This is a genomic window from Lacinutrix neustonica, assembly GCF_026625145.1.
Lineage (GTDB): Bacteria > Bacteroidota > Bacteroidia > Flavobacteriales > Flavobacteriaceae > Lacinutrix > Lacinutrix neustonica.
The window spans coordinates 1053650-1075113 of record NZ_CP113088.1; the positions used below are offsets into that span (position 1 = coordinate 1053650).

The window sequence follows — 21464 nt, forward strand, 5'->3', positions numbered from 1 at the left end:
CATCTTTATTAATTACTAAATTATTTAGATTTTTTTTTGGCGCAAATTAAGTCCTTTCTTAATCTTGCATAAGTATCTAAACTTGGTGAATCTTGATCCATAGATTCTAACGCATTAAGCTCTTTAATAATACTTTTAAAGTGTACTTGAAAGTCTTGGGGATCTGATGCAATTGTTCCATAATCTTGGTACACATCGTACGCAAATTTTGCAACGGCTACAACTAATAAAGCTGCAGGTGTAAATGCCAAAACGTCTGCATTTAAAAACTCTACACCATTCTTTTGTGCTTTTTCAATAGTAGTTACATATTTTTCAAAAGTTTCAATTTCTCGTCTTGACAACTTCATGTCCTTAAAGAAGTCATTTTTGCATTCATTTTCCATAATTAAATTTTCTTTTGGTTTATAATACATGCAAGTTATGTCTAGAATATAAAATTTATTGCAGGAAAAAACTTGTTTTTAAAAAGACATAACACCAAATTAAAAAGGGTGGTTTACCCTTAAAAAAAACAAGAAAATGAATGGGGTTATTGTAGTAGATTTTTGGTATTTTCATTATTTTTAATATGACCAATTTTAATCTGTTTTTTGGAGAACAGAAAAAGACTATTAAATCCTTCAAAAGCCCCCATTTTGTAAATATTAATATTCTAAACCACTGCATTTAAAGCTAAAACAAACATGATCATAGACGTACACACCCATATTAACAATTACCATGAAGACCGCGTTGTTTCACTAGAAGATTGCCTTAATAACCTTACTGAGAATATGGCACAAAACAAGGTGAATTATTCACTGGTGTTGTCTTCTTATAAAGTTAATGAACACCGTCCCAGTACCCGCCAAGTTGTAGAAGCTATTAAAGGGCGTCATAATTTAGGCGTTGTTGCTGGTGTTAGTTATTTACATTACGACCACAGAGATGTTAGAGAAATAAGTGAATATCCGGAACAAGGTTTAATAAAGGGTTTGAAATTTTATCCTGGTTACGAACCCTTTTACCCAAACGATATTCGGTTTAAACTCATGTATGAAATGGCCATAGAGTACGACGTACCTGTCATGTTTCATTCTGGAGATACTTATGCGCCTACTGGCAAAGTAAAATACTCTCATCCGTTACACATTGACGATTTGGCAGTAGATTATCCGAGACCTAAAAATAGTGATTTGCCACATTGGAAACCCTTGGATTAAAGACTGTATGGAAGTGGTGTACAAAAACAAAAATGTCTATGCTGATATTTCGGGATTGGTTTTAGGCAATTTTTCTGAAAAATTTGAACGCTACATGAAAAAAGAAATCGAAGAAATGATTACTTATGCTGGTGATCCAAATTATCTATTATATGGCACAGATTGGCCCATTTCTAATATGGAGTCTTATTTAAAATTCATGAATCAATTAGAATTAGCAGATGAAAAAAAAGAATTAATTCTCCGGAAAAATGCGGCTGAGGTTTTTAAAATTGATGTTAAGACGCTTTAATGTGTATTACAATACAGCGAGCGTAAGCCATCTAAACCGTTTGTATCTGTTAGTTTTCAAAAATTTGTTAGCGTTATAGTTTAACTCATAAAATATAAAATTATGGAAACCAAGGCTATAGATCAAAAACGGAAACAAAAGTGCCCTAAAGGTAAAACCTAGAGTGTATTAAAAAAATTTATGCAGAAAATGTAATAGCCTGGTGTGCCTGGAGAGATAATCACAGGCATGCAAAATGTTTGGAATAAAGGTAAGGAATGGTTAGGAAGTGTGCATTCAAGCTCTGTTTCTGAACCCCTAATAGCCGGTGATTTTTTTACTTCAAAAATGAATTTCGATTGCACTTTTAAAGAAGGAGGCAGGCAAAAAATAAAAGAAGTTGGCGTCTATAAATTTAAAGACGGCAAAAATTACCAGTGAGCAGTATTTTTATACTATGAAATAAAGTTAACTGTATCTATTAATACTTTATAGCATAAAAAAAGCTTCCATTAAAACGGAAGCTTTTTTTATGCTTTACGTAAAAGACTTAAATTTAGTTTCCTTCTACTCGTTCTATCTTGGCTCCTATACGTTGTAAACGTTCTACAATGTGCTGATACCCGCGATCGATTTGTTCGATATTATGGATTTTAGAGGTTCCTTTTGCTGATAATGCAGCAATCAATAATGAAATACCGGCTCTAATATCCGGAGAGGTCATTGTGGTGGCTTTTAGTTGTGATTTAAAATCATGTCCTATAATGGTCGCCCTATGTGGGTCGCACAAAATAATTTTTGCGCCCATATCGATCACCTTATCTACAAAGAATAATCGACTTTCAAACATTTTTTGGTGTACCAAAACTTCTCCTCCGGCTTGTGTAGCGACTACTAGGACGATACTCAGTAAATCCGGTGTAAAACCAGGCCAAGGGGCATCAGCAATCGTTAAAATAGAACCATCAATGTAGTTTTGTATTTCGTAACCCTGTTTATGCTCTCGGAATGAAAATATCATCTCCACGTCTTTCTAAAGTAATTCCCAGTTTTCTGAATACATCTCGGTATTTGTCCTAAATCGTCCCAACTCACATTTTTAATAGTGAGTTCACTCTTGGTCATTGCAGCAAGACCAATCCAACTTCCAATTTCAATCATGTCCGGAAGCATGGTGTGCTCTGTTCCACCTAAGTGGTCAACACCCTCAATGGTTAATAGATTAGAACCCACGCCAGATATTTTTGCGCCCATGCGATTCAGCATTTTACATAACTGCTGTAAGTAGGGTTCGCAAGCGGCATTGTAAATCGTTGTTTTTCCTTCTGCCAAAACAGCAGCCATAACAATATTTGCTGTTCCAGTAACAGATGCTTCATCCAAAAGCATGTCTGCTCCTTTTAATTTTTCAGCCTCTACACCATAAAAATAATCTTCACGATTGTATCTAAATTTTGCGCCCAAATTAATAAAGCCCTCAAAATGAGTATCTAAACGACGACGTCCAATTTTATCACCTCCTGGTTTAGGGATGTACCCTTTTCCAAAACGTGCTAATAGTGGGCCAACAATCATGATAGAGCCACGTAAACCGCGTCCTTCTTCTTTAAATAGTGCGGATTCTAAATATTTTAAATTAAGGTCGTCTGCTTGAAAAGTAAACGTTCCTTCTTTTATTTTATCAACTTTAACTCCTAAATTCTTTAACAGAAGAATCAATTTATTGATATCTATAATATCTCGGAATATTATTGATAGTAACCTTTTCAGAGGTCAGCAATACAGCACACAAAATTTGTAATGCTTCGTTTTTAGCGCCTTGAGGCTGTATTTCACCTTTTAGCTGGTGACCGCCTTCAATAATAAATGTACCCATTTGCTATTTTAATATCGTTTTTTGTTGCGATTAGACGTATTGGATTTATTTTGAGATCCTTTTTTGTTCGAGTGTGTATTGGTATATTTTTTCTTATTACTGCTTTTTAACAAACTTGTAGAATCTGTTAACTCTTCTTCAGAGTTTTTAAGATTGAGCTCCCCATTAGACAATTCAAATAAATGATTAAAAATCACACTGTCTTCCACGGTATCTTTGTTCCAATTTAAGAAACATTTTTTCATGTGGTTGGCAATAGTATATATCAAAGCTTCTTTCAAATCACCATCTTCCCAAGAAATGGCGACATCAATCATGGTCTTGATATTATTTCCGTAGAAGCGATACTTTGGGAAATTTTGAGGGTATTCTAAAGTTTCAGGTCTTTCTTCTAAAAGTTCTTTAGATGGCATTCCATAAGGAGAATCGGCATCCAACTCAAATTTAGACATGATAAATAACTGATCCCAAAGTTTGTGCTGAAAATCGGGCACATCACGCAAGTGAGGTTGTAAATTTCCCATGACCGAAATAATGGCTTTAGCTACTTTACTGCGTTCTTCTTTAGTCTCTTGCTTAATAGCAAAATTTACCATTTTTTGAACGTGTCTTCCGTATTCGGAATGATTAAATGCTCACGCTCTGTATTGTATTCTATGTCGTCTATCAAAATAAAAATGTGTAGAATTAATGTATTGCATTGAAGATTCTAATGCTTGGGCAAAATACAAAAAGTTTAATGCATAACGTTATAATTACAAAGAAATTGCGCCAAAAAGCAGAAATATTTAGTCGTCAAGCCTTTACCTTTGCCTTTTTATCATTTATAATAAAGCCTTAACTTATAATTTATAAGGAAATAACACCCTCTATTTTTGTGGCTACTTCTTTGTACTTGTCAATCACAGCGTCCGGATTTTTTAGCCGTACATTTATGGATACGCTCGTGTATTTACCGTTACTAGATTCTTTTGTGTTTATTACCGCTCCTAAATGGTTGAAAATAGCTTCAATTTCAGAAATTTTTTCCGCATCAGAAGTAACAATAAATTTATATAAGTATTCGGTTGGCCATAGTGCCGTATCTTGCAATTGCTCTTTTAGCTTCTTATAAAATTCATCTGGATTTTGTTTCTCACTCATAAGTCTCAAATATGTTACAAAGATAAGTTATCCTTTGTATTTTTTTTATACCTTTTAAATTACGAATTTTACAGCTAAAATTATACCATAATTGAATACAAAAACAATTGTCATAACCGGAGGTCCTGGCACAGGGAAATCATCACTAATAAATGAGTTAACAAAAAGAGGGTTTACTTGCTTTGAAGAAATTTCGCGAGAAATCATCATTAAAGCCAAAGCAGAAGGCATAGAACAGCTTTTTTTAACAGACCCCATAAAGTTTAGTGAATTACTTTTAGACGGAAGAATTAAGCAATTCAAAGAAGCGAACGCCAGTAACAATGAATTTGTGTTTTTAGATCGTGGGATTCCGAGATGTACCTGCATATATGGATTATAAAGGCACCACTTATGCCGATTTTTTCAAGCACGCTTGTACAGAACATGTTTATGATTCCATCTTTATATTGGCGCCTTGGCAAGATATTTTTACCAGTGACAATGAACGCTATGAAAATTTCGATCAGGCTATAGAAATTCATGAAAAACTTCTAGAGACCTACACTAAGTATGGTTACAACTTAAGAGATGTTCCTTTTGGTTCTATTAAAGCTAGAACAGATTACATCATCGATGTTGTAAAAGCATTGTAAAACGTAATTAAATTCGAAATGACAAATCTAAATAATTTATTATCGTTATGTAAAGCCAACATACCGAATGCGTCATTTAGACGGTAATGAGCAGTAATGAAACACCCTGTAGACATATTAGAACGGTATTGGAAATTCACCTCCTTTAAACCACTACAAGAAACGATTATCCAATCGGTTTTAGCTGGAGAAGACACCTTTGCTCTTTTACCCACTGGCGGTGGTAAATCCCTGTGTTTTCAAATTCCAGCCTTAGTGAAAGAAGGCATTTGCATTGTCGTTTCCCCTTTAGTGGCACTTATGAAAAACCAGGTGCAGGCCTTACAAGATAAAGGCATAAAGGCCATGGCTTTAACGAGTGGTATTTCATATTCACAGCTAGACACTCTTTTAGATAATTGCATTTATGGGAATTATAAATTTTTGTATTTATCTCCCGAACGATTGCAACAAGATATTGTTCAAGACCGCATACGACAGATGAATGTTAATCTTATTGCAGTAGATGAAGCCCATTGTATTAGCCAATGGGGAAATGATTTTAGACCAAGCTATAAAAACATTACAAAGCTACGCGAGTTACAACCTACCGTCAATGTTATTGCTTTAACCGCAAGTGCCACGCCAACAGTCGTAGATGACATTATTATCGAACTCGATTTTATTAGTCCAAAAGTATTTAAACAGTCTTTTTTTCGACCGAATTTAGCCTATATGGTTTTTCATGAAGAAGATAAATATTTCCGACTCGAGGCGATTTTAAAAAAAAATCCGGCCGCTTCAATTGTCTATGTTCGAAACAGAAAAGCCACACTAGAAGTGAGTCGGTTTCTTGAAGGCAAAGGCTTCACTTCGACGTATTATCATGGCGGCCTAACCAACAAAGAAAAGGATGCTGCACTCGATAACTGGATGCAAAACAGAACGCAAATCATGGTAGCGACTAATGCCTTTGGAATGGGAATAGACAAACCGGATGTAAAAACAGTAGTCCATTTAAACTTACCGGAAAGTATGGAAAGCTATTTTCAAGAGGCTGGCCGTGCAGGTAGAAATGGCAATAAAGCATTTGCTGTTATTCTAAAAAATAACTCCGATGAAATTCTAGTGAAAAATCAGTTTTTAAATGTGCTGCCTAGTGTTGATTTTATAAAGATCACTTACAGAAAACTAAGCAGTTATTTCCAAATACCTTACGGAGAAGGTGTTGATGACACTTTCGATTTTAACTTTAATGAATTCTGTAAAATTTATAAATTCAATACCCTTTTAGCCTACAATGCGCTACTATTACTCGACAGAACAAGTGTAATTACCTTATCAAAACAATTCAACCAAAGAACCATCGTTCAATTTGCGGTAAGTAATGCCGCTCTTTTTAATTACCTAGAGACACACGCTGAGAGTAACACGGTGGTAAAAGCTATTTTAAGGACCTATGGTGGTGTTTTTGAACAGGAAACTAAAATCAACACCTCTTTGGTCGCCGAGAAAGCCTCAGTGAATGAAAACGTTGTTTTTGCTGTGCTTAAACAATTAGAGAAAGGGGCGATCATTACACTTAAAAATGCGAAGACCGATGCTCAAATAACCTATTTACAACCGAGAGAAGATGACAACACCATTAATAGAATTTCTACTATTATAAAACAGCAGAATGTTTTAAAAGAGAAGCAAGTGCATTCGATCTTAAGCTATATAAATAATGACACCCTTTGTAAAAGTCTACAACTCCTCTCCTATTTTGGCGAAAAAGAAGTGACTGCATGTGGGGTTTGTTCTGTTTGTCTAAGTAGGAAACCCATAAAAACCATCGATCCCAAAATAATTACTAGAAAAATCATTGAAGCCCTAGAGACCGAGCATTTATCCTCCCGAGAGTTATTTAAACGGCTCAACTTTACTGAAACACAAATAAATAACACATTAAAAGCGTTATTAGAACAAGAAATAATAAAAATCACTCACACGAACACTTACAAATTAGCACATATCTAATGACTAAAAAAAAGATTTACGTATTGTTTTTATGGGCACGCCGGATTTTGCTGTCACTACGTTGCAAACACTTATAGAAAACAACTATACTATTGTTGGTGTCATTACGGCACCTGACAAGCCTGCAGGTCGTGGCCGTAAACTTAACAAAAGTGCCGTAAAGACATTTGCTGAAGCACACCAACTAAATATTTTACAGCCCACTAATCTTAAAGCTGACGATTTTTTAAAAGAATTAAAGGCCCTTGATGCCAATTTGCAAATCGTGGTTGCATTTAGAATGTTACCAAAAGCCGTGTGGCAAATGCCTGAATACGGCACCTTTAATCTTCATGCGTCTCTTTTACCAAACTACCGTGGGGCAGCTCCAATAAATTGGGCCATAATTAATGGAGAAACAAAAACAGGAGTTTCTACATTCTTTATCGATGAAAAAATTGATACTGGCGCTATGATTCTTCAAGAAGAACAACCCATTGCAGCCAATGAGAATGCAGGAAGTCTTCACGACACCCTTATGATGCTTGGTAGCAAACTAGTATTAAAGACGGTAAAACTCATTGAAAACGGTGCGGTCGACACCATACCGCAACCGAGAGGATGCCATTAGCAAAACGGCCTATAAGCTAAATACGGAAAATTGTAAAATTGATTGGACGGCCTCTATGGATACCATATATAACAAAATTAGAGGTCTAAGCCCATATCCAGCGGCCTGGAGCACCCTTTATAATGGGGATGCTATATTGGATGTAAAGATTTATACCTCAGAAAAAGAAAAAATAGCGCATGATTATGAAATAGGCCAAATTATTTCAACGAAAAAAGAAACTAAAGTCGCTGTAAAGGAGGGGTTTATAAAAATTACGGAGATAAAACTCCCTGGAAAACGCAGTATGGATATAAAATCACTTTTAAATGGTTACCATTTTGAAACGGATGCAAAAATGGCGTAAAGCCTTATCAACAGTGATAAAGTTGAAAAACCCTAAAAAACCACCTCCTTTATTAACAAATGCTTCAAGTTATCAACAAATTTGGGTATTTCCCTTGCTATTACTTGCATAGTAGCATAATCCGTATAAATTTGTAGAGGATTTAACAAAAATATTGTTTACCAACTATTTATTAATAATTAAAATTTAAATTATGAACAAAACAGATTTAATCGATGCTATGGCAGAACACGCAGGAATTACTAAAGCAGCTTCAAAAAAAGCTTTAGAATGTGCGTTAATTGAAATTGAAGGCGCTTTACAAAAAGGTGACAGAGTTTCATTAGTAGGATTCGGTTCTTGGTCAGTTTCTAAAAGAGCTGCAAGAGATGGAAGAAACCCACAAACTGGAAAAACAATCAAAATCAAAGCGAAGAACGTTGTTAAGTTTAAAGCTGGATCTGATTTATCAAGTGCTGTAAACTAATTATTTACAACATTATATCATTTAAAAGCCTTCTCACGAAGTTTCGTGAGAAGGCTTTTTTTTGTATATTAACCTATGTAAACGTTGTATATTTAATAAATAAACTTTACATTTAGTAAGATTAATTCCTTTTTAATATGATTTTGACCAAACCAAAAAAAGGGGATTTGTTAATTGCAGAACCATCAATAATTGGAGATTTATCTTTTAATCGGTCCATTGTTTTATTAACAAATCACTCAGAAGAAGGCTCTATTGGTTTTATACTTAATAAGCCATTAGATTACACTATAAATGATTTAATTCCTGAGATAAATGCGGCGTTCAAAGTGTATAATGGCGGCCCGGTAGAGCAAGACAATCTTTATTTTATACATAAAGTACCCGAATTGATACCGAATAGCATAGAAATTTCATTGGGTATTTTTTGGGGCGGTGATTTCAGTGTGGTATCAAAATTAATAGTTGAAGAAAAAATAAATGAGAAAGATATCAAGTTCTTTTTGGGGTACTCTGGATGGGACATCAATCAATTAGAAGAAGAACTCAAGTCTAATGCCTGGGTAGTTACCAAAAACGTATATAAAAATACCATTATTGAAAAAGACTACGAATTTTTTTGGAAAGAAAAAATGATAGAATTGGGTGGCGATTATAGTATTTGGTCTAACGCCCCTGAAAATCCCAGCTACAATTAAGACAATCTTATCTTCACATTTAATTTTTGAAGCAACATTTTAGAAGTAGCATTTGAAAATGTTTTTTTTCTGTATTTTGTTATCGGCTGAATGCCTTGGATAACATTAGTCACAAATAATTCATCTGCTTTTTGAAGCTCAAAGGCAGAGATTGATGTTTCCTCAACAACATATTCTGGTAGTAATTTTAAAATTTCTAGAATTTGCTTTCTCATAATTCCCTTTAAACAACCATCCGTCAAAGGTGGCGTTTTAATGACATTTCCTTTCACCAGGAATACATTCCCATTTAATGCTTCAATCACATTCTTATTGGTATTCAATACCAAACAGTTATCTAAATCATTTTCTTTTGCATAAATACTCCCCAATACGTTTAACGCTTTATTATTTGTTTTAAGCGTTGATAATAAGCTTGGGGACATGTAAAAATCTTTATATAAATCCACCTCGTAATGGCTTTCATCTAACAAATAGAAATCATGACCAATGGGTTTCGCCGTAATTACAAAGCTTATGTCGTGGGTTGTAGGAGCATACAAGCCCCCTTCATTTCTGTGTACACTAATTTTAACGCGCGTAGAGGTACGCTGTAAATCATTAGCTTCAATGGTTTTTAGCACTTCCTCTTCAAGAAATTCCATGGTAAAACTCATAGGGATTTCCATGCGCATGATGCGCATAGACGCCATGAGTCTAAAATAATGATCTTCCCAAAATAATAGCTTCCCATAGGATACTTTTATAGTTTCAAATAAAGCATCTCCATAGGCATAACCTCTGTTAGTAACACTTAACGTTTTCACCTGTTCACTTAAAGTTCCGTTGTCATTAATCATAAAAAAAAGTCCTGAATTTCTTCAGGACAAATATAAGTTTAAAATATAAAATTCATTATGCAGAACCCAATACTTGTTTTAAATCTGAAATTTGATTTTCCCACAGCATTTTTGCTTCATCCACTTCACCTTCTTCAGCAAAATCGGTTATCATGATAGACACGTCTTTAGTAATTTCGTCAACCTGTATTCTTATTTCAAAATAATAGGGATCCTCTTCATCTACTAACCATTTAAATTTAATGCGCTCACCACTCTTTTTAGTAATAAGTTTTGCTGACTCTTCTGATCCATCCCAAATGAATTTAAAAAGCTCTCCTCGCGAATTTACATTGTCTGCAAACCATTCAGATAAACCGAGACGGTGTCGAGATATATTGATATAGCAATTGCGGAGAAGCGTGAATAGGAAATTCTAGTTCGTATTTTAATTTTTCGTCCATTTGTTGGTTTATTATAATAATATTTTGTCCAATATATAACATTAATTAGTGTTAAAAAAATTAATATCAAAAAGTGAAAATCTATATTAATGTCACGATAAAAAAATAAGGGTTACATATTCTATTTATCACTTCGAACCTACGCTATTTCAGACAATCAGGCCTATAATTTCTGTTTATAAATTCCATTGACGCCTCTTAAATAATGCTATTCAAGTTCTGTTTTTTTATGAGACCATTGAGATTAAAATCTACAATGACACCTCAAAAACTTGGAGTTTAAATTTAACTCGATTTTTTATTTGTACTAACTATAATTGTTTATATATTTGCACACTCAAAATTATGGCGAGGTAGCTCAGTTGGTTAGAGCGTTGGATTCATAACCTGGAGGTCACGGGATCGTGCCCCGTTCTCGCTACAAAGACCATTAAAAGTCAGAACTTAGGTTCCGGCTTTTTTTTGTCTAGATAATCCATTGAGGGAACAAATAAGAGCTACACTTCAAATCACAGTAAGTAAAACACTAAAAACCAGATTGCAAAGTGCTTTTTTATTTAATTGTGAAACTGGGTAATAAATAAGTACCAGCAAATCTATCCTTTTTTTCTAAACAAAAAGGCAGATGTATTACAACGAATAAACGTTGAATACTTGCTAGTCTTAACGAAGGTTTATCTTTGAACTAAAAAAAGCGCCACATATTAACGAAGTAAAGCTATGTTATAAAAAATGCTCCCAAACAGTGTCAAACCTTTACCCTGCTAAAGTTTCGATGCTTTATTATAAAAGTATCACAGTTTTTTTTCAATAAACACAGGATATACAATGGTTAATAGTTCTTTTTTGAGTTTATATAATCAATGGCTACTATTCTATTTACTTTACCTAGCGGAACCTGGTGTACAATTATACCTTTCTTTAAAAATATAAGCGCAAGAACACCTGTCTTCAAACTATCGAAAAATTCTCAAATGATTGACAGTCAAACCACAAATTTTCATGTTTATATCCTGTTCTTAATTATAATTTTTTCGTAATCCTTCCCGCATTAATTTAAACGAATGGTGTCTTTTAATCAATTCGTATTCATCTCTCGAGATTTAGAATTCGCTATAAAGTTTGATGTTTTTACAAATTGTTTAGAAAAAACTTTACCAACTCTTGCGAACTGCTTTACGGGATTTTTAGGCTTCTGTTCCATAGATTTAATAGTGCTGGTTCTTTTTTTAACAAATATATAAACCAATAAGAATGCGTTTATTATACAATTTATTCAATTTGTTGTAAGATTTTTCACTTGTGGAACAAAACATCTATTAATGAACATCTTTGGTATTAAAAACATACATGAATATCTAATTTTACCGGACAAGTGTTATATCATGACCTAAGCGTAAAGAATTACAAACGTCACACTTACTATTGTAATTAGACTGTTAGCACCAATAGTTCAAGGCATGTACTATTGAAGCGCTCTATAAACGGATCAAAAAGGCAAACCGCGTTGGTGCCCTTAAAATAGCAATGCATAAATAAATTCAAACTTGAGAAATACCCATTGGGTTATGCCTCTTTACTCATAGGAAAATAAAGGATAAAGCTTGCTCCTTTTCCTTTTTCACTTTCTACATCTATATACCCACCATGTAAGTCCATAATACGTTTACATATCGCTAAGCCAATTCCCGTTCCAGTATAATCACTAGAAGAATTTAATCTTTTAAAGGGTTTAAAAATATAATTTTTTTTGTCTACATCTAAACCAATACCATTGTCTTTAAAAACGATCTTTTTGAAATGAAACTTTTTATTTGCATTAAAGCGCTTTGGAACTGATTCACCTTCTACTTCAGATACCGTAATATCAATAATGGGTTTCTTTTTATTAAATTTAACCCCATTCTTAATTAAATTAGAAAACAGCTGATATATTCTAATTTGAATCCCGTTTACCGTACCTAGATCTTCTGCTTTTATAGTAACCTCTTGTTCTTCTATCATTATTGTGAGATCAGACAATACTTGATTGAGGGTATCATCTAAAACCACTTTTTCAGATTGAATACTATTATTTTCAATCCTACTATATTCTAAAATATTATCTATTAAATCCGTCATGCGTTGAGCGGAATGTTCAATTTTAGAAGCATAGGTTGGAATCGTATCAACATCAGTATCTTCGGAGACAATTAGAGAATTAAAAGTTCTTATTTTTCGTAAGGGCTCTTTTAAATCATGACTCGCCATGTAAGCAAACTCTTCCAGATTCATATTGAGCTTTATGAGCTCTTTATTCGCTTTAGTCACTTCCCTTGTACGCTGGTTTACTTTTTCCTCTAAGGCTTCACTAAACGCCACTTGGTCTTGAATATTGGTATTCGACCCCAAGTAGCCTACAAAGTTATTATCTATGTCAAATTTGGGAATGCCATGATTTAAAAACCATTGATAGGTACCATCGTGTTTTTTTACCCGATATTTTACAGAGTATGGGATTCTTTTTTCAAAGGCCTCCATATATATTCCCATTCCGCGCTCTTTATCTTCTGTATGAAGGAATTTCAACCAGTTATCTCCCAAATTATCTTCCAGTTTGCTATTTGTAAAATCTAGCCATGTTTTATTAATATACGTGCATTGTGCGTTTCTATCTGTTATCCGAGATAGTCATTGGTGTGGTATCTGCAATTTTTTTAAACCGTTCTTCGCTTTGTTTTATTTTTTGCAATAACATTTTATCCTGAGTAATATCTAAAATCGTTGCAAAAGCCTTTCTCGCGTTTTTTTCCTCATCAAAAAGCACTCTACCAGTAACTCTCACGTATCTAATTCCCTCTTTAAGCATCAGCCTAACTTCGTGATTAATTTCACCTGTCTTCTTCGCTTGCTTCATATTCTTACTTCTACTCACTACATCATCAGGATGCACTTTTTTAATAATATCAGCTTCCGTCACTTTCTTTTTTGGACTGAATTCAAGAAATTTATAAAGTGCTTCGTCAAAAATCATTTCATTGACATCAAAATCATACTGAAAAAGAATTAAATTTGAGGCTTTTAAAGCTGTTTCAAGAATTAACTGACTTTGTTTTAATGACGTTATTTCTTGAGCCAAATACAGTATTTTATCTTCATCTGAACCTGGTAATTTAAAAAGTACTGTTTTTATTTCATAGTAGCGATTGTTGTATTTTACCTGAATAGAACCTGGTTTGCCTTCGAGTGTTTCCATACAGAGTTTTTCTATACGTTTTGCCTCTTTTTTCGACGGGTTTATTCCTGGCATGTGCTTTCCAATAACCTCTGCAGCTTCAAATTCATCAACCCCTTGACCGGCCAAATACTCAATATTGAGCGCTTTATTTAAAATACCGACTGCTGCATCAGGTATGTTTTCTGCTATCGTTCTATAAATAAGTTCATTGTTTTGACTTATTTCTTTCTCTTCTTTAAGCTCTTGTTCTTTTTCAATCAATAAATCATTGGTGAGTCGAAGCTCCTGATTGGCCGTATTTAATTCTTCGTTAGCAGACTGCAGTTCTTCATTACTCGTTTCCAGTTCTTCATTACTAGATTTTAATTCTTCATTCGAAGACTGAAGCTCTTCGTTTATGGTTTGCAATTCCTCATTAGTGGCCTCTAATTCTTCTGTAAAAATTTGAAGGTGCTCTTGGGTCGAGGTTAATTCATCTTCCAACTCTTTAATGCGAAGGTTAACAAAATCTGAAGTTTCCAGTTTTTTTTGAAGCACTAATTGGCCTTCACTAGGTTCTACTTTTTCAAAAATAACCATGAAGTATTGTGTCTCACTTATTCTGTAAACTAAAGGAATCATCTTTATGCGTACATAGTGTAGTTGCTCATACAAATTGAATTTAACCACATGGCTCGTATGTGTAATATTGGTTTTCTTAACTTGAGCGAGCACAGCTTTAACTATAGTGGACAATTCAGGATTAACCATTTTATGAAGACTTACGTTCATGGTCCCTTGGCTAATCTCTAAATAAAGTCTTAGACTACCATGTACTTCCTTTATTTCAGCATGCTCATTAATAATTACAAAGGGGCTATCGTATTTATAGTAGAGTGTTTCTTTGGCCACATCTACAATACTCATATTACGAATATTGTTTTTCTTTTCCTCTTTTTTAATTTCTTGATTTCGAGTCCTAAGCTTGGAAAACTTTAACTGATAATTTAAAGATGCCTCAGCCTTTCTATATATTTTATCACCTACAACTTTAGAGAATAGATCTGCTGCCACACTCACACTTTCAGATTTTCCTAAAAACAAAAGGCCCTTAGGTTTTAAAGAGTAATGAAAAATTTGAAGCGTTTGTTTCTGTAAATTGTTATTAAAATAGATTAATAAATTTCTACAAACTACTAAATCAAGTTTTACAAACGGTGGGTCTGTTGTGATATCGTGTCTAGTAAATAAAATATGTTGTTTAATTTCTTTTTTTACCTCGTAATGCAGTTGATCTATTTTATCAAAATAGGTGCTTATAATTTCTGCAGGCACATTACCTAAAAGCTCTTTGTTATAAATGGCTTTTCTTCCAAAATTAATGGCACGCTCATCTATATCTGATGCAAAAATCTGTATGTGATACTGGTTTACTTTTTTACCTAGTAATTCATATAATAATATCGCTATGGAATATGATTCTTCTCCAGTGGCACAACCCACACTCCACAGACGTATAGAATCTCCTGGCTCTTTATCTTCAAGCATGTCTGCAAGCTGTTTCCTTAAATGGTCAAAAGCATTCAAGTCACGAAAAAACTCGGTAACTCCAATCAACACAGAATCAAAAAGATTGTCCAACTCTCTTGGATTAGATTTTATAAGCTCATAATAGTCTAGCATAGACCCAAGCTGAAGAGATGCTATTCTATGATTAATACGACGCATGATTGTCGTTGGTTTATACATTGAAAAATCTGTGCCTGATCGTTTTTCCAATAACTCGAAAATAGCATCTACAGAATTCGTTTTGGGAAGACTTGAAGCAATGGCTCGTGTATTGGTAATAAACTGAATAATATCATCGTACATTTGTTCTGCAGGCACAATCAAATCTACATGACCCGTATCTATGGCTGCCGATGGCATGTCGCGATGTTCTGCCGTTTCAGGAAGTTGAGCGATAGTAAAACCACCTAGCGCTCTAATAGCAGACATACCCTTTGACCCATCTTTTCCAAATCCCGACAATATGACGCCTATGGCCTTTTTAGCTTTATCTTTTGCTAAAGAACTAAAGAAATTATCTATAGATGGTGTAAAGGCATATTCGGAGACAAATCTTCCAGCACAAAGCTACTATTATAAATCCGAATTTGTTTATTTTGTGGCGTCACATAGACATTACCACTACTTAGCACCATGTTATCTTCAACCGAAACGACGGGCCACTTGCAGCGCTTGTCTAATATAGGAGCTAACTGACTTTTATAATCTGGGCTTAAATGCATGACAATGACGATACAGATATCGGCACTTACTCCGTTAAAATTCTTTAGGAATTTAGTTAAAGCATCGAGACCACCAGCTGATGCACCCACTCCAACAACATACAAATCTGCTCTTCTTTGTGTTTCATTTTTTTTACCTACCATCTAATCATTTAATTGTAAAGCGGACTTAATACTATTGATATGTTCTGAGACCTCTTCTATTTTATTATTATACGATTCTGCTAACGTCTTCATCCCCTTATTTTCATATTCAATGATCATGTTGTTCAACAATGTCTTTTTTTCTTCTAACGTTCTTATAGAAACCCATAGGGCTTCCTCTAGCGAAGCATCTTGACTTTTCAATAGTGCTTCTTGAGTAAAAGCATGGCCCACATGACAACGATACCTCACTGGATTTGAGTTTTTCATTTTCCATAAGGGACCGCCGTATGTTGCACAACTCATTGCTACTTTTTTACCCAACTTATCTTGTAAGCTAATCTGACTTTTAATGCGCATGGCAATATCATTTTCTCGAACAATATTAATAGGCACGTTTTTGTCCTCAGGAAACTCTTCCTTAACGATCTTGCGTATAACCTCAGCCATGTTTTCCGGATTAACGACATAATCAATAGCTATAGTCTTATGAGCAAACAAAGGCATACCACTGAACTCAGCTGTTTCCGGGTTTTCAATAACGGTCAACCCTCCACATTTTTGAATGGCATCTAAACCGTTAGTTCCATCATTGAGTCTTCCTGTTAAAAGAATTCCAATACATCTATTTTGATACGCTACCGCGGCCGATCGAAAAAGCACATCGATAGAAGGTCTAAATAAATTTTCCCTAGGACCTTTTGATAACAAAATTTTATTATTACTAATAAAGAGGTGATGGTCCGGTTTCGCAAAATAGATGGTATCGACTTCTATTTGCATGCCGTTTTCTGCGTCAACCACAGTTAAATCAACATTTTTTTTTAGAATGGAGGCATAAGAATTTGTGGAATTGAAAGCACTATGTAAAACGACTAAAAAAGCCGCATTCAAACCTGTTGGGATATCACAAAGGATTTTCTTTAATGCTCTATATCCCCCGGATGAAGCACCAATGACAAAGGTTCTAAAATTTTCAGCCATTTTAATTCAATTTATCCGACAGTAGGGAAATTAACTGTTTTTATAACTATCGATTAACGTTTTTCATTTTATTCTTATCTTTTTGAACTAAAGTCTAAATAAAAAATTATCCCTATTTAAAGTCGAATTTTGGTATTGCCAGTCTAAAGCTAATATTCGTTTTAACGCCTTTTTTAAATCATTAAAATCTGATGGTTTATTAAGATAAATGTTTGCGCCTTCTAAAAAAGTCGCTTCGATATCTTTTTCTGAACAAGAGGTGGAGTAAATTATAACTGTAATATCTCTTAACCCAGGATCTTGTTTTATCTCTTTTAAACATTCTAATCCATCCATGTTAGGCATATTAAGATCTAAAAACAATAAATCTGGTCTTCGAATTGCTGGGTCTCTTATATAAGTGATTAGTTCAATGCCGCTTTTAAACATTTTTAATTGAGATGGTATACCAATGCGACTAATAGCCAATTCAAATAACGTTCTGTCATCATTATCGTCATCTACTAAAGCGATATTCAAGTTTTTCTCTATCATGTATTATTTTCTGCGAGTATGGTTAGTTTAGTAATTATCCCGTGATATTTAATTGCTTTTTTAAATTTAAAAAATAAGAAGGACTAAATCCTGTGGTATTTTTAAATTGTTTTGATAAATGGGAGACACTGCTATAATTCAATTTATACGCAATCTCTGTTAAACTCAAATTTTGTTCTGTTAGCAATTCTTTGACGAAATCAATCTTCTTTAAAATTAAGAACTTTTCTATAGATATGTGAGCTGTTTCTGAAAAAATTCTTGATAAATAACTATAGGTGTATGGCAGCTTCTCTTCTATATGAGCAGACACTTTCATGCTCTCATCGAAGGTATCAAGTCTTACAAGATTAGAAATGATCTCTTTAACCTTTTGTACGCGAATTAATTGTTGGTCACCTATAACCTCTATACCAGACGTATTCAATTCATGAAACAAAACAACTTTTTGTTCTTTATCTAAGTTTTGTAATATTTCTATACCTCCGGGAGGATTTAATCTGTATACTACTCCTAATTGATCTAATTTCTCAATTAGAAGGTTTTTGCATATCAATTGCACATCAAATTTAACCTGTATTTTCATAATAGCCCGTTGAAAATTGTAATCTCTTTACAAGTTAAAATAATCCCCTTAAAATTTTAATTTTTACTAATAAAAATTCAATAATCAAGACACTTTTTCCTTATCCCTAACAGGAACAACCGTTTTAATTTCACCTACTTATAAAAGTACGAATGTTTTATAAGAGTTGTTTAATCTACAAAAATAGCCTATTAGCGTAAAAAAAACGGAATTATACAACCATTTAGCTTAATTGTATAAAACTTCGGAGTCGTTTTAATATAATTTTGACCCAATGGTTATTTTTGATATTAAACCATCTCTACTTTTTATTATTAAGAGATATGAAGTTAAAATTTATCTAACGCCTTTATGTTTAAAAAAACACATTAATTAATCAACAATATTAAATCCCTCAAGATGTTAAAAATTCCAAATTTTATTCTCAAATCATATCTCGGTCACCTGGTGGGGAAGTTTACTTATAGTTGACAATTATCAATTTATTAATTTTCTATTCCTTGTTACAAGTACTGCCACACTTCTTTTAGCAATCATTTTTCATCTAAAATCAAGTCGTAATTTAATAGAATAATGAAAAAAACAGAGAGCTATAATACCCATACTTTTAATCGGCATGTGACTAAAATAGACAATGCCACAAACAAGAGTGTTTTTCAGATAAAAACTTCCAATGATTTTGTGTTCACCAATTTATCGTGTAATAGCAATTCAAATCGTGAAATATTAAATACGCTCTTAGCCAAGAAAGCAGTTCATTTTATATACCCTCGTAAACATAGTATTTCAATTAATCTTGAAGGAGAATCTTACAAGGCAATGGTTTGTCCTGCTAACAAAACCACTATTTTTAGCTATGAGACGTCAGTTAAAAATGTTTTGGATGTCACAGGTAATAAAGATCCGAAGTCTCCATTTTAAGTATGAGTTATCCATTCCTTAAAACTTTTGGAGTGGATACTACAGATGTTTTTTTAAATAATTTCCAACGCTCAAAATCTGGACACATGACCTATTTTCATGAATCTACCGGAGACAAAAGGATTTCACTAACGCTTAATAAGATTAAGAAATATTGGAATATTGAACAGGGTAATAATGTACTGGTCAAAGCTGCAATAGCAGAATTACAGTCTGTTTTTATGCAACAGTATTTAATTTTAAATAGTGATAACATTTTGAGTAATCTTGAAATTCAGAAAATTAGTGAACTTCCTGGTATTATTATGGATCAATTAAACACCAATCTAACCTCAAAAATATTAGCTTCCCAAGTAGCTATTAAAATAGACCGATTAGAGCTAGGGTGTGACATTATTTTTAAATGCAACTTGAGCGTCTTGATCGATGAGATAAAACTTGAGAATGTTGCAAACTTATTAATGACTACAGATAATTCATTGGCTGAAATCGCTTACCAAAATGGGTATACCCAAAGAAGTTACTTGTACACCGTTTTTCTAAAACGATTTGGATGTAGTCCTTCAGAATACAAAAACAACTGCTTAAAAAAATTAGGATAATATTAGGTGAAAATTTATTTTGATCTTAGGTATTTATAAAATAACCTAGGCATTTAAAACCTTATTTTCTTCGCTAGAATAACATTGTTCTTTTTTCATTTCAATTAGGTTCTTTAATGATTTATTTGAATCAATTTTTACTTAGAAATAGTATTAATTTGGTGTAAACATATAGCATTTTGTATTATACACTATCAAATAAATTTACTCTGCATTCCATTGAGAAAGCATTCAATATTCCGTTCAAATATCCCAACTTATATAAGCCCAATCTCGTAATAAACGGATTAAATGAGGAAACGCTTTCTATAATTACTGTAGAAGATAAAACTAAAATATCTATTGGCATATGGGGAATGCTCCCTGAGCAATATACTGGGGACTGGGATAAATTTCAAAAAATTCAAAACACGCTAAATGTTACTCTCAAAGATATGAGTACTCAAAATATAGCAATCTCAGATTATAAAAAATGTGTTATCATTGTCGGTGGCTTTTTTACCAGTTTTTTAAGGATGGGACAGATCTACACGTATTATGTACACCAAGGATTGGGAAAACCCTTTTTACTTGGTGGCATTTACAACACGCTAGACGACGGTTTTATGACCTGTTCTTTAGTGTTAACCCATGCGACCCCATTTATAAATAAAATTCAAACCCTAAACAACATGATGCCAGTAATTGTAGATACTTCACAACTGGAAAACTGGCTGGAAAACCATACTATATTTAACAAAAAAAAGGATGCCTCATATACTGAGCACCCTTTGTATGCACATACCATATCTAAAGAGTATTATGACAACAATCTTACATTTGATAAGGTATTGGAATCTAAACTATACGAAGGCCTTCCGAACTATTTCGTTTCAAATAATTTATATAGCCCTATTTAATCCTTTTGGCGCGCACCTCTTTTCTTAGGCGTATCGTCCTGTTTACCGTACTGATTATAATGCGCGTCTTTTAGAGGGCCTTTTTCATCGGTAGCATTTTGATGTAGTTTCTTTTCGTGTTTTGTTTTTGGGTTTTCTCTGTCTAATGCCATAATTTTTTATTTTATTGTTATACGAATACTTAAGATCATGACTGTGTATTTACATACCAATCACGATCTTCTAAAAGTAATTAAAGTTTAAACTAAGCCATCGCCTTTTCATTCAATCGCCCTTGAGCTAACTTGTCTAATTTATTATCTGCATCATATTCTTCATCCAAGGTTTGTTGCAATTTTTTTGCAATGCTTGCATGACCCAGCTCCTTTGCAAAACGTACTGCTGTTCCATATCCTGAGATTTCATAATGCTCCACGCGTTGCGCTTCAGCAATTAATCCTACATCCATAACCTCTTTATCATTCACTTCGTCCATAAAGCCTCCAGCTTCTTTTATAAGTCCTTCCATCGCTTTACATTTCTCCCCACCTGGTTTAATACTTAATTCTTTACAGATGTCTTCTAACCGTGTTTTATGCGTTTTGGTTTCCTCTAAATGACTTTCAAATGCCTTTTTTAACTTAGAGTCTGTTGCTTTTTTTACCATTTTTGGTAACGCACTTATTAATTGACTTTCTGCGCTGTATAAATCCTTTAATTGGTGCTCAAATAATTCTTGTAAATTTTTCATAATTTTTTAAATTTTAAATGTTCCAAACTAAAAGTACAACATCAATT

At 33.5% G+C, this 21464-nt stretch carries 22 protein-coding genes and 4 pseudogenes; 12 read left to right on the plus strand and 14 right to left on the minus strand.

Annotation, left to right across the window (positions count from 1 at the left end):
• Positions 1-20: 20 nt before the first annotated feature.
• Positions 21-386: a hypothetical protein gene (locus N7U66_RS05825; protein ID WP_267677710.1), complete on the minus strand. Its 366-nt coding sequence runs from the start codon at positions 384-386 to the stop codon at positions 21-23.
• A 300-nt stretch (positions 387-686) separates the two neighbouring features.
• Here N7U66_RS05825 and N7U66_RS05830 point away from each other — a divergent pair, with 300 nt between their 5' ends.
• The 3 genes from N7U66_RS05830 to N7U66_RS05840 all read left to right on the plus strand — a co-directional run bounded on the left by N7U66_RS05830 (position 687) and on the right by N7U66_RS05840 (position 1917).
• The gene (locus tag N7U66_RS05830) at positions 687-1205 is read left to right on the plus strand and encodes an amidohydrolase family protein (protein WP_267677711.1); all 519 of its coding nucleotides are present in this window, start codon (positions 687-689) and stop codon (positions 1203-1205) included.
• Complete coding sequence (locus N7U66_RS05835; protein ID WP_267677712.1) at positions 1174-1497, plus strand: amidohydrolase family protein; 324 nt, start codon at positions 1174-1176, stop codon at positions 1495-1497. Before N7U66_RS05830 ends, N7U66_RS05835 begins: the two co-directional genes overlap by 32 nt.
• Positions 1498-1701: 204 nt before the next feature.
• Positions 1702-1917, plus strand: coding sequence for a SnoaL-like domain-containing protein (locus N7U66_RS05840; protein WP_267677713.1), 216 nt, complete (start codon positions 1702-1704; stop codon positions 1915-1917).
• Between the two features lie 115 nt (positions 1918-2032).
• Here the strand turns inward: N7U66_RS05840 and murA are convergent.
• The 3 genes and pseudogenes from murA to N7U66_RS05855 all read right to left on the minus strand — a co-directional run bounded on the left by murA (position 2033) and on the right by N7U66_RS05855 (position 4495).
• Positions 2033-3352: pseudogene (gene murA, locus N7U66_RS05845) on the minus strand (UDP-N-acetylglucosamine 1-carboxyvinyltransferase).
• Between the two features lie 8 nt (positions 3353-3360).
• Positions 3361-4022: pseudogene (locus N7U66_RS05850) on the minus strand (DUF4290 domain-containing protein).
• Positions 4023-4201: 179 nt separating this feature from the next.
• Entirely contained in the window at positions 4202-4495 is a 294-nt protein-coding gene (locus N7U66_RS05855; RefSeq protein ID WP_267677714.1) for a DUF493 family protein, read from the minus strand.
• A gap of 91 nt (positions 4496-4586) precedes the next feature.
• Here N7U66_RS05855 and N7U66_RS21415 point away from each other — a divergent pair, with 91 nt between their 5' ends.
• The 6 genes and pseudogenes from N7U66_RS21415 (at position 4587) to N7U66_RS05880 (ending at position 9248) form a co-directional block, all read left to right on the plus strand.
• Positions 4587-4877, plus strand: a complete 291-nt coding sequence (locus N7U66_RS21415; protein ID WP_313791420.1) for an ATP-binding protein — start codon at positions 4587-4589, stop codon at positions 4875-4877.
• Positions 4867-5130, plus strand: coding sequence for an AAA family ATPase (locus N7U66_RS21420; RefSeq protein WP_313791421.1), 264 nt, complete (start codon positions 4867-4869; stop codon positions 5128-5130). Before N7U66_RS21415 ends, N7U66_RS21420 begins: the two co-directional genes overlap by 11 nt.
• Before the next feature lie 96 nt (positions 5131-5226).
• Positions 5227-7128, plus strand: coding sequence for a RecQ family ATP-dependent DNA helicase (locus tag N7U66_RS05865; protein WP_267677715.1), 1902 nt, complete (start codon positions 5227-5229; stop codon positions 7126-7128).
• Between the two features lie 31 nt (positions 7129-7159).
• Positions 7160-8084 (plus strand): annotated as a pseudogene (gene fmt, locus N7U66_RS05870) (methionyl-tRNA formyltransferase).
• A 193-nt stretch (positions 8085-8277) separates the two neighbouring features.
• Complete coding sequence (locus N7U66_RS05875) at positions 8278-8550, plus strand: HU family DNA-binding protein (protein WP_044404057.1); 273 nt, start codon at positions 8278-8280, stop codon at positions 8548-8550.
• Between the two features lie 137 nt (positions 8551-8687).
• Positions 8688-9248 (plus strand): YqgE/AlgH family protein, encoded by a 561-nt coding sequence (locus tag N7U66_RS05880; RefSeq protein WP_267677716.1) that lies wholly within the window; start codon positions 8688-8690, stop codon positions 9246-9248.
• Here the strand turns inward: N7U66_RS05880 and N7U66_RS05885 are convergent.
• From N7U66_RS05885 to N7U66_RS05920, 8 genes and pseudogenes are all read right to left on the minus strand, one after another.
• Complete coding sequence (locus N7U66_RS05885; RefSeq protein WP_267677717.1) at positions 9245-10087, minus strand: aminotransferase class IV; 843 nt, start codon at positions 10085-10087, stop codon at positions 9245-9247. The two genes, N7U66_RS05880 and N7U66_RS05885, sit on opposite strands and share 4 nt — an antisense overlap.
• A gap of 55 nt (positions 10088-10142) precedes the next feature.
• Positions 10143-10530 (minus strand): annotated as a pseudogene (locus N7U66_RS05890) (START-like domain-containing protein).
• 1566 nt (positions 10531-12096) lie between these two features.
• Positions 12097-13191, minus strand: a complete 1095-nt coding sequence (locus N7U66_RS05895; RefSeq protein WP_313791516.1) for a PAS domain-containing sensor histidine kinase — start codon at positions 13189-13191, stop codon at positions 12097-12099.
• Entirely contained in the window at positions 13181-15817 is a 2637-nt protein-coding gene (locus N7U66_RS05900) for a CheR family methyltransferase (RefSeq protein WP_313791517.1), read from the minus strand. The genes N7U66_RS05895 and N7U66_RS05900 overlap by 11 nt, the downstream gene beginning before the upstream one ends.
• Positions 15814-16161: a chemotaxis protein CheB gene (locus N7U66_RS05905; RefSeq protein WP_267677718.1), complete on the minus strand. Its 348-nt coding sequence runs from the start codon at positions 16159-16161 to the stop codon at positions 15814-15816. Before N7U66_RS05905 ends, N7U66_RS05900 begins: the two co-directional genes overlap by 4 nt.
• The gene (locus N7U66_RS05910) at positions 16162-17145 is read right to left on the minus strand and encodes a chemotaxis protein CheB (protein WP_267677719.1); all 984 of its coding nucleotides are present in this window, start codon (positions 17143-17145) and stop codon (positions 16162-16164) included.
• Between the two features lie 87 nt (positions 17146-17232).
• Positions 17233-17679 (minus strand): response regulator, encoded by a 447-nt coding sequence (locus N7U66_RS05915; protein ID WP_267677720.1) that lies wholly within the window; start codon positions 17677-17679, stop codon positions 17233-17235.
• Positions 17680-17713: 34 nt separating this feature from the next.
• On the minus strand, positions 17714-18265 hold the full coding sequence (locus N7U66_RS05920) for a helix-turn-helix domain-containing protein (protein ID WP_267677721.1): 552 nt from the start codon (positions 18263-18265) through the stop codon (positions 17714-17716).
• Positions 18266-18838: 573 nt separating this feature from the next.
• On the opposite strand from N7U66_RS05920, the gene N7U66_RS05925 reads away from it, so the two are divergent.
• From N7U66_RS05925 to N7U66_RS05935, 3 genes are all read left to right on the plus strand, one after another.
• Positions 18839-19186 (plus strand): hypothetical protein, encoded by a 348-nt coding sequence (locus tag N7U66_RS05925; protein WP_267677722.1) that lies wholly within the window; start codon positions 18839-18841, stop codon positions 19184-19186.
• 2 nt (positions 19187-19188) lie between these two features.
• Positions 19189-19788, plus strand: coding sequence for a helix-turn-helix domain-containing protein (locus tag N7U66_RS05930; RefSeq protein WP_267677723.1), 600 nt, complete (start codon positions 19189-19191; stop codon positions 19786-19788).
• A gap of 179 nt (positions 19789-19967) precedes the next feature.
• Complete coding sequence (locus N7U66_RS05935; RefSeq protein ID WP_267677724.1) at positions 19968-20687, plus strand: SOS response-associated peptidase family protein; 720 nt, start codon at positions 19968-19970, stop codon at positions 20685-20687.
• Here N7U66_RS05935 and N7U66_RS05940 read toward each other — a convergent pair.
• Positions 20684-20839 carry a hypothetical protein gene (locus tag N7U66_RS05940; RefSeq protein ID WP_267677725.1) on the minus strand — a complete coding sequence of 52 codons (156 nt, stop codon included), beginning with the start codon at positions 20837-20839 and terminating at the stop codon, positions 20684-20686. The genes N7U66_RS05935 and N7U66_RS05940 overlap by 4 nt on opposite strands.
• A 92-nt stretch (positions 20840-20931) precedes the next feature.
• Positions 20932-21417: a YciE/YciF ferroxidase family protein gene (locus N7U66_RS05945; protein ID WP_267677726.1), complete on the minus strand. Its 486-nt coding sequence runs from the start codon at positions 21415-21417 to the stop codon at positions 20932-20934.
• Positions 21418-21464: the final 47 nt, after the last annotated feature.

What these genes read in the sequence shown, in the direction of transcription:
- N7U66_RS05825 (WP_267677710.1), bottom strand. Translation starts at nt 386, where the DNA reads ATGGAAAATGAATGCAAAAATGACTTCTTTAAGGACATGAAGTTGTCA.
- N7U66_RS05830 (WP_267677711.1), top strand. Translation starts at nt 687, where the DNA reads ATGATCATAGACGTACACACCCATATTAACAATTACCATGAAGACCGC.
- N7U66_RS05855 (WP_267677714.1), bottom strand. Translation starts at nt 4,495, where the DNA reads ATGAGTGAGAAACAAAATCCAGATGAATTTTATAAGAAGCTAAAAGAG.
- N7U66_RS21420 (WP_313791421.1), top strand. Translation starts at nt 4,867, where the DNA reads ATGGATTATAAAGGCACCACTTATGCCGATTTTTTCAAGCACGCTTGT.
- N7U66_RS05865 (WP_267677715.1), top strand. Translation starts at nt 5,227, where the DNA reads ATGAAACACCCTGTAGACATATTAGAACGGTATTGGAAATTCACCTCC.
- N7U66_RS05875 (WP_044404057.1), top strand. Translation starts at nt 8,278, where the DNA reads ATGAACAAAACAGATTTAATCGATGCTATGGCAGAACACGCAGGAATT.
- N7U66_RS05880 (WP_267677716.1), top strand. Translation starts at nt 8,688, where the DNA reads ATGATTTTGACCAAACCAAAAAAAGGGGATTTGTTAATTGCAGAACCA.
- N7U66_RS05885 (WP_267677717.1), bottom strand. Translation starts at nt 10,087, where the DNA reads ATGATTAATGACAACGGAACTTTAAGTGAACAGGTGAAAACGTTAAGT.
- N7U66_RS05905 (WP_267677718.1), bottom strand. Translation starts at nt 16,161, where the DNA reads ATGGTAGGTAAAAAAAATGAAACACAAAGAAGAGCAGATTTGTATGTT.
- N7U66_RS05910 (WP_267677719.1), bottom strand. Translation starts at nt 17,145, where the DNA reads ATGGCTGAAAATTTTAGAACCTTTGTCATTGGTGCTTCATCCGGGGGA.
- N7U66_RS05915 (WP_267677720.1), bottom strand. Translation starts at nt 17,679, where the DNA reads ATGATAGAGAAAAACTTGAATATCGCTTTAGTAGATGACGATAATGAT.
- N7U66_RS05920 (WP_267677721.1), bottom strand. Translation starts at nt 18,265, where the DNA reads ATGAAAATACAGGTTAAATTTGATGTGCAATTGATATGCAAAAACCTT.
- N7U66_RS05925 (WP_267677722.1), top strand. Translation starts at nt 18,839, where the DNA reads ATGAAAAAAACAGAGAGCTATAATACCCATACTTTTAATCGGCATGTG.
- N7U66_RS05930 (WP_267677723.1), top strand. Translation starts at nt 19,189, where the DNA reads ATGAGTTATCCATTCCTTAAAACTTTTGGAGTGGATACTACAGATGTT.
- N7U66_RS05940 (WP_267677725.1), bottom strand. Translation starts at nt 20,839, where the DNA reads ATGGCATTAGACAGAGAAAACCCAAAAACAAAACACGAAAAGAAACTA.
- N7U66_RS05945 (WP_267677726.1), bottom strand. Translation starts at nt 21,417, where the DNA reads ATGAAAAATTTACAAGAATTATTTGAGCACCAATTAAAGGATTTATAC.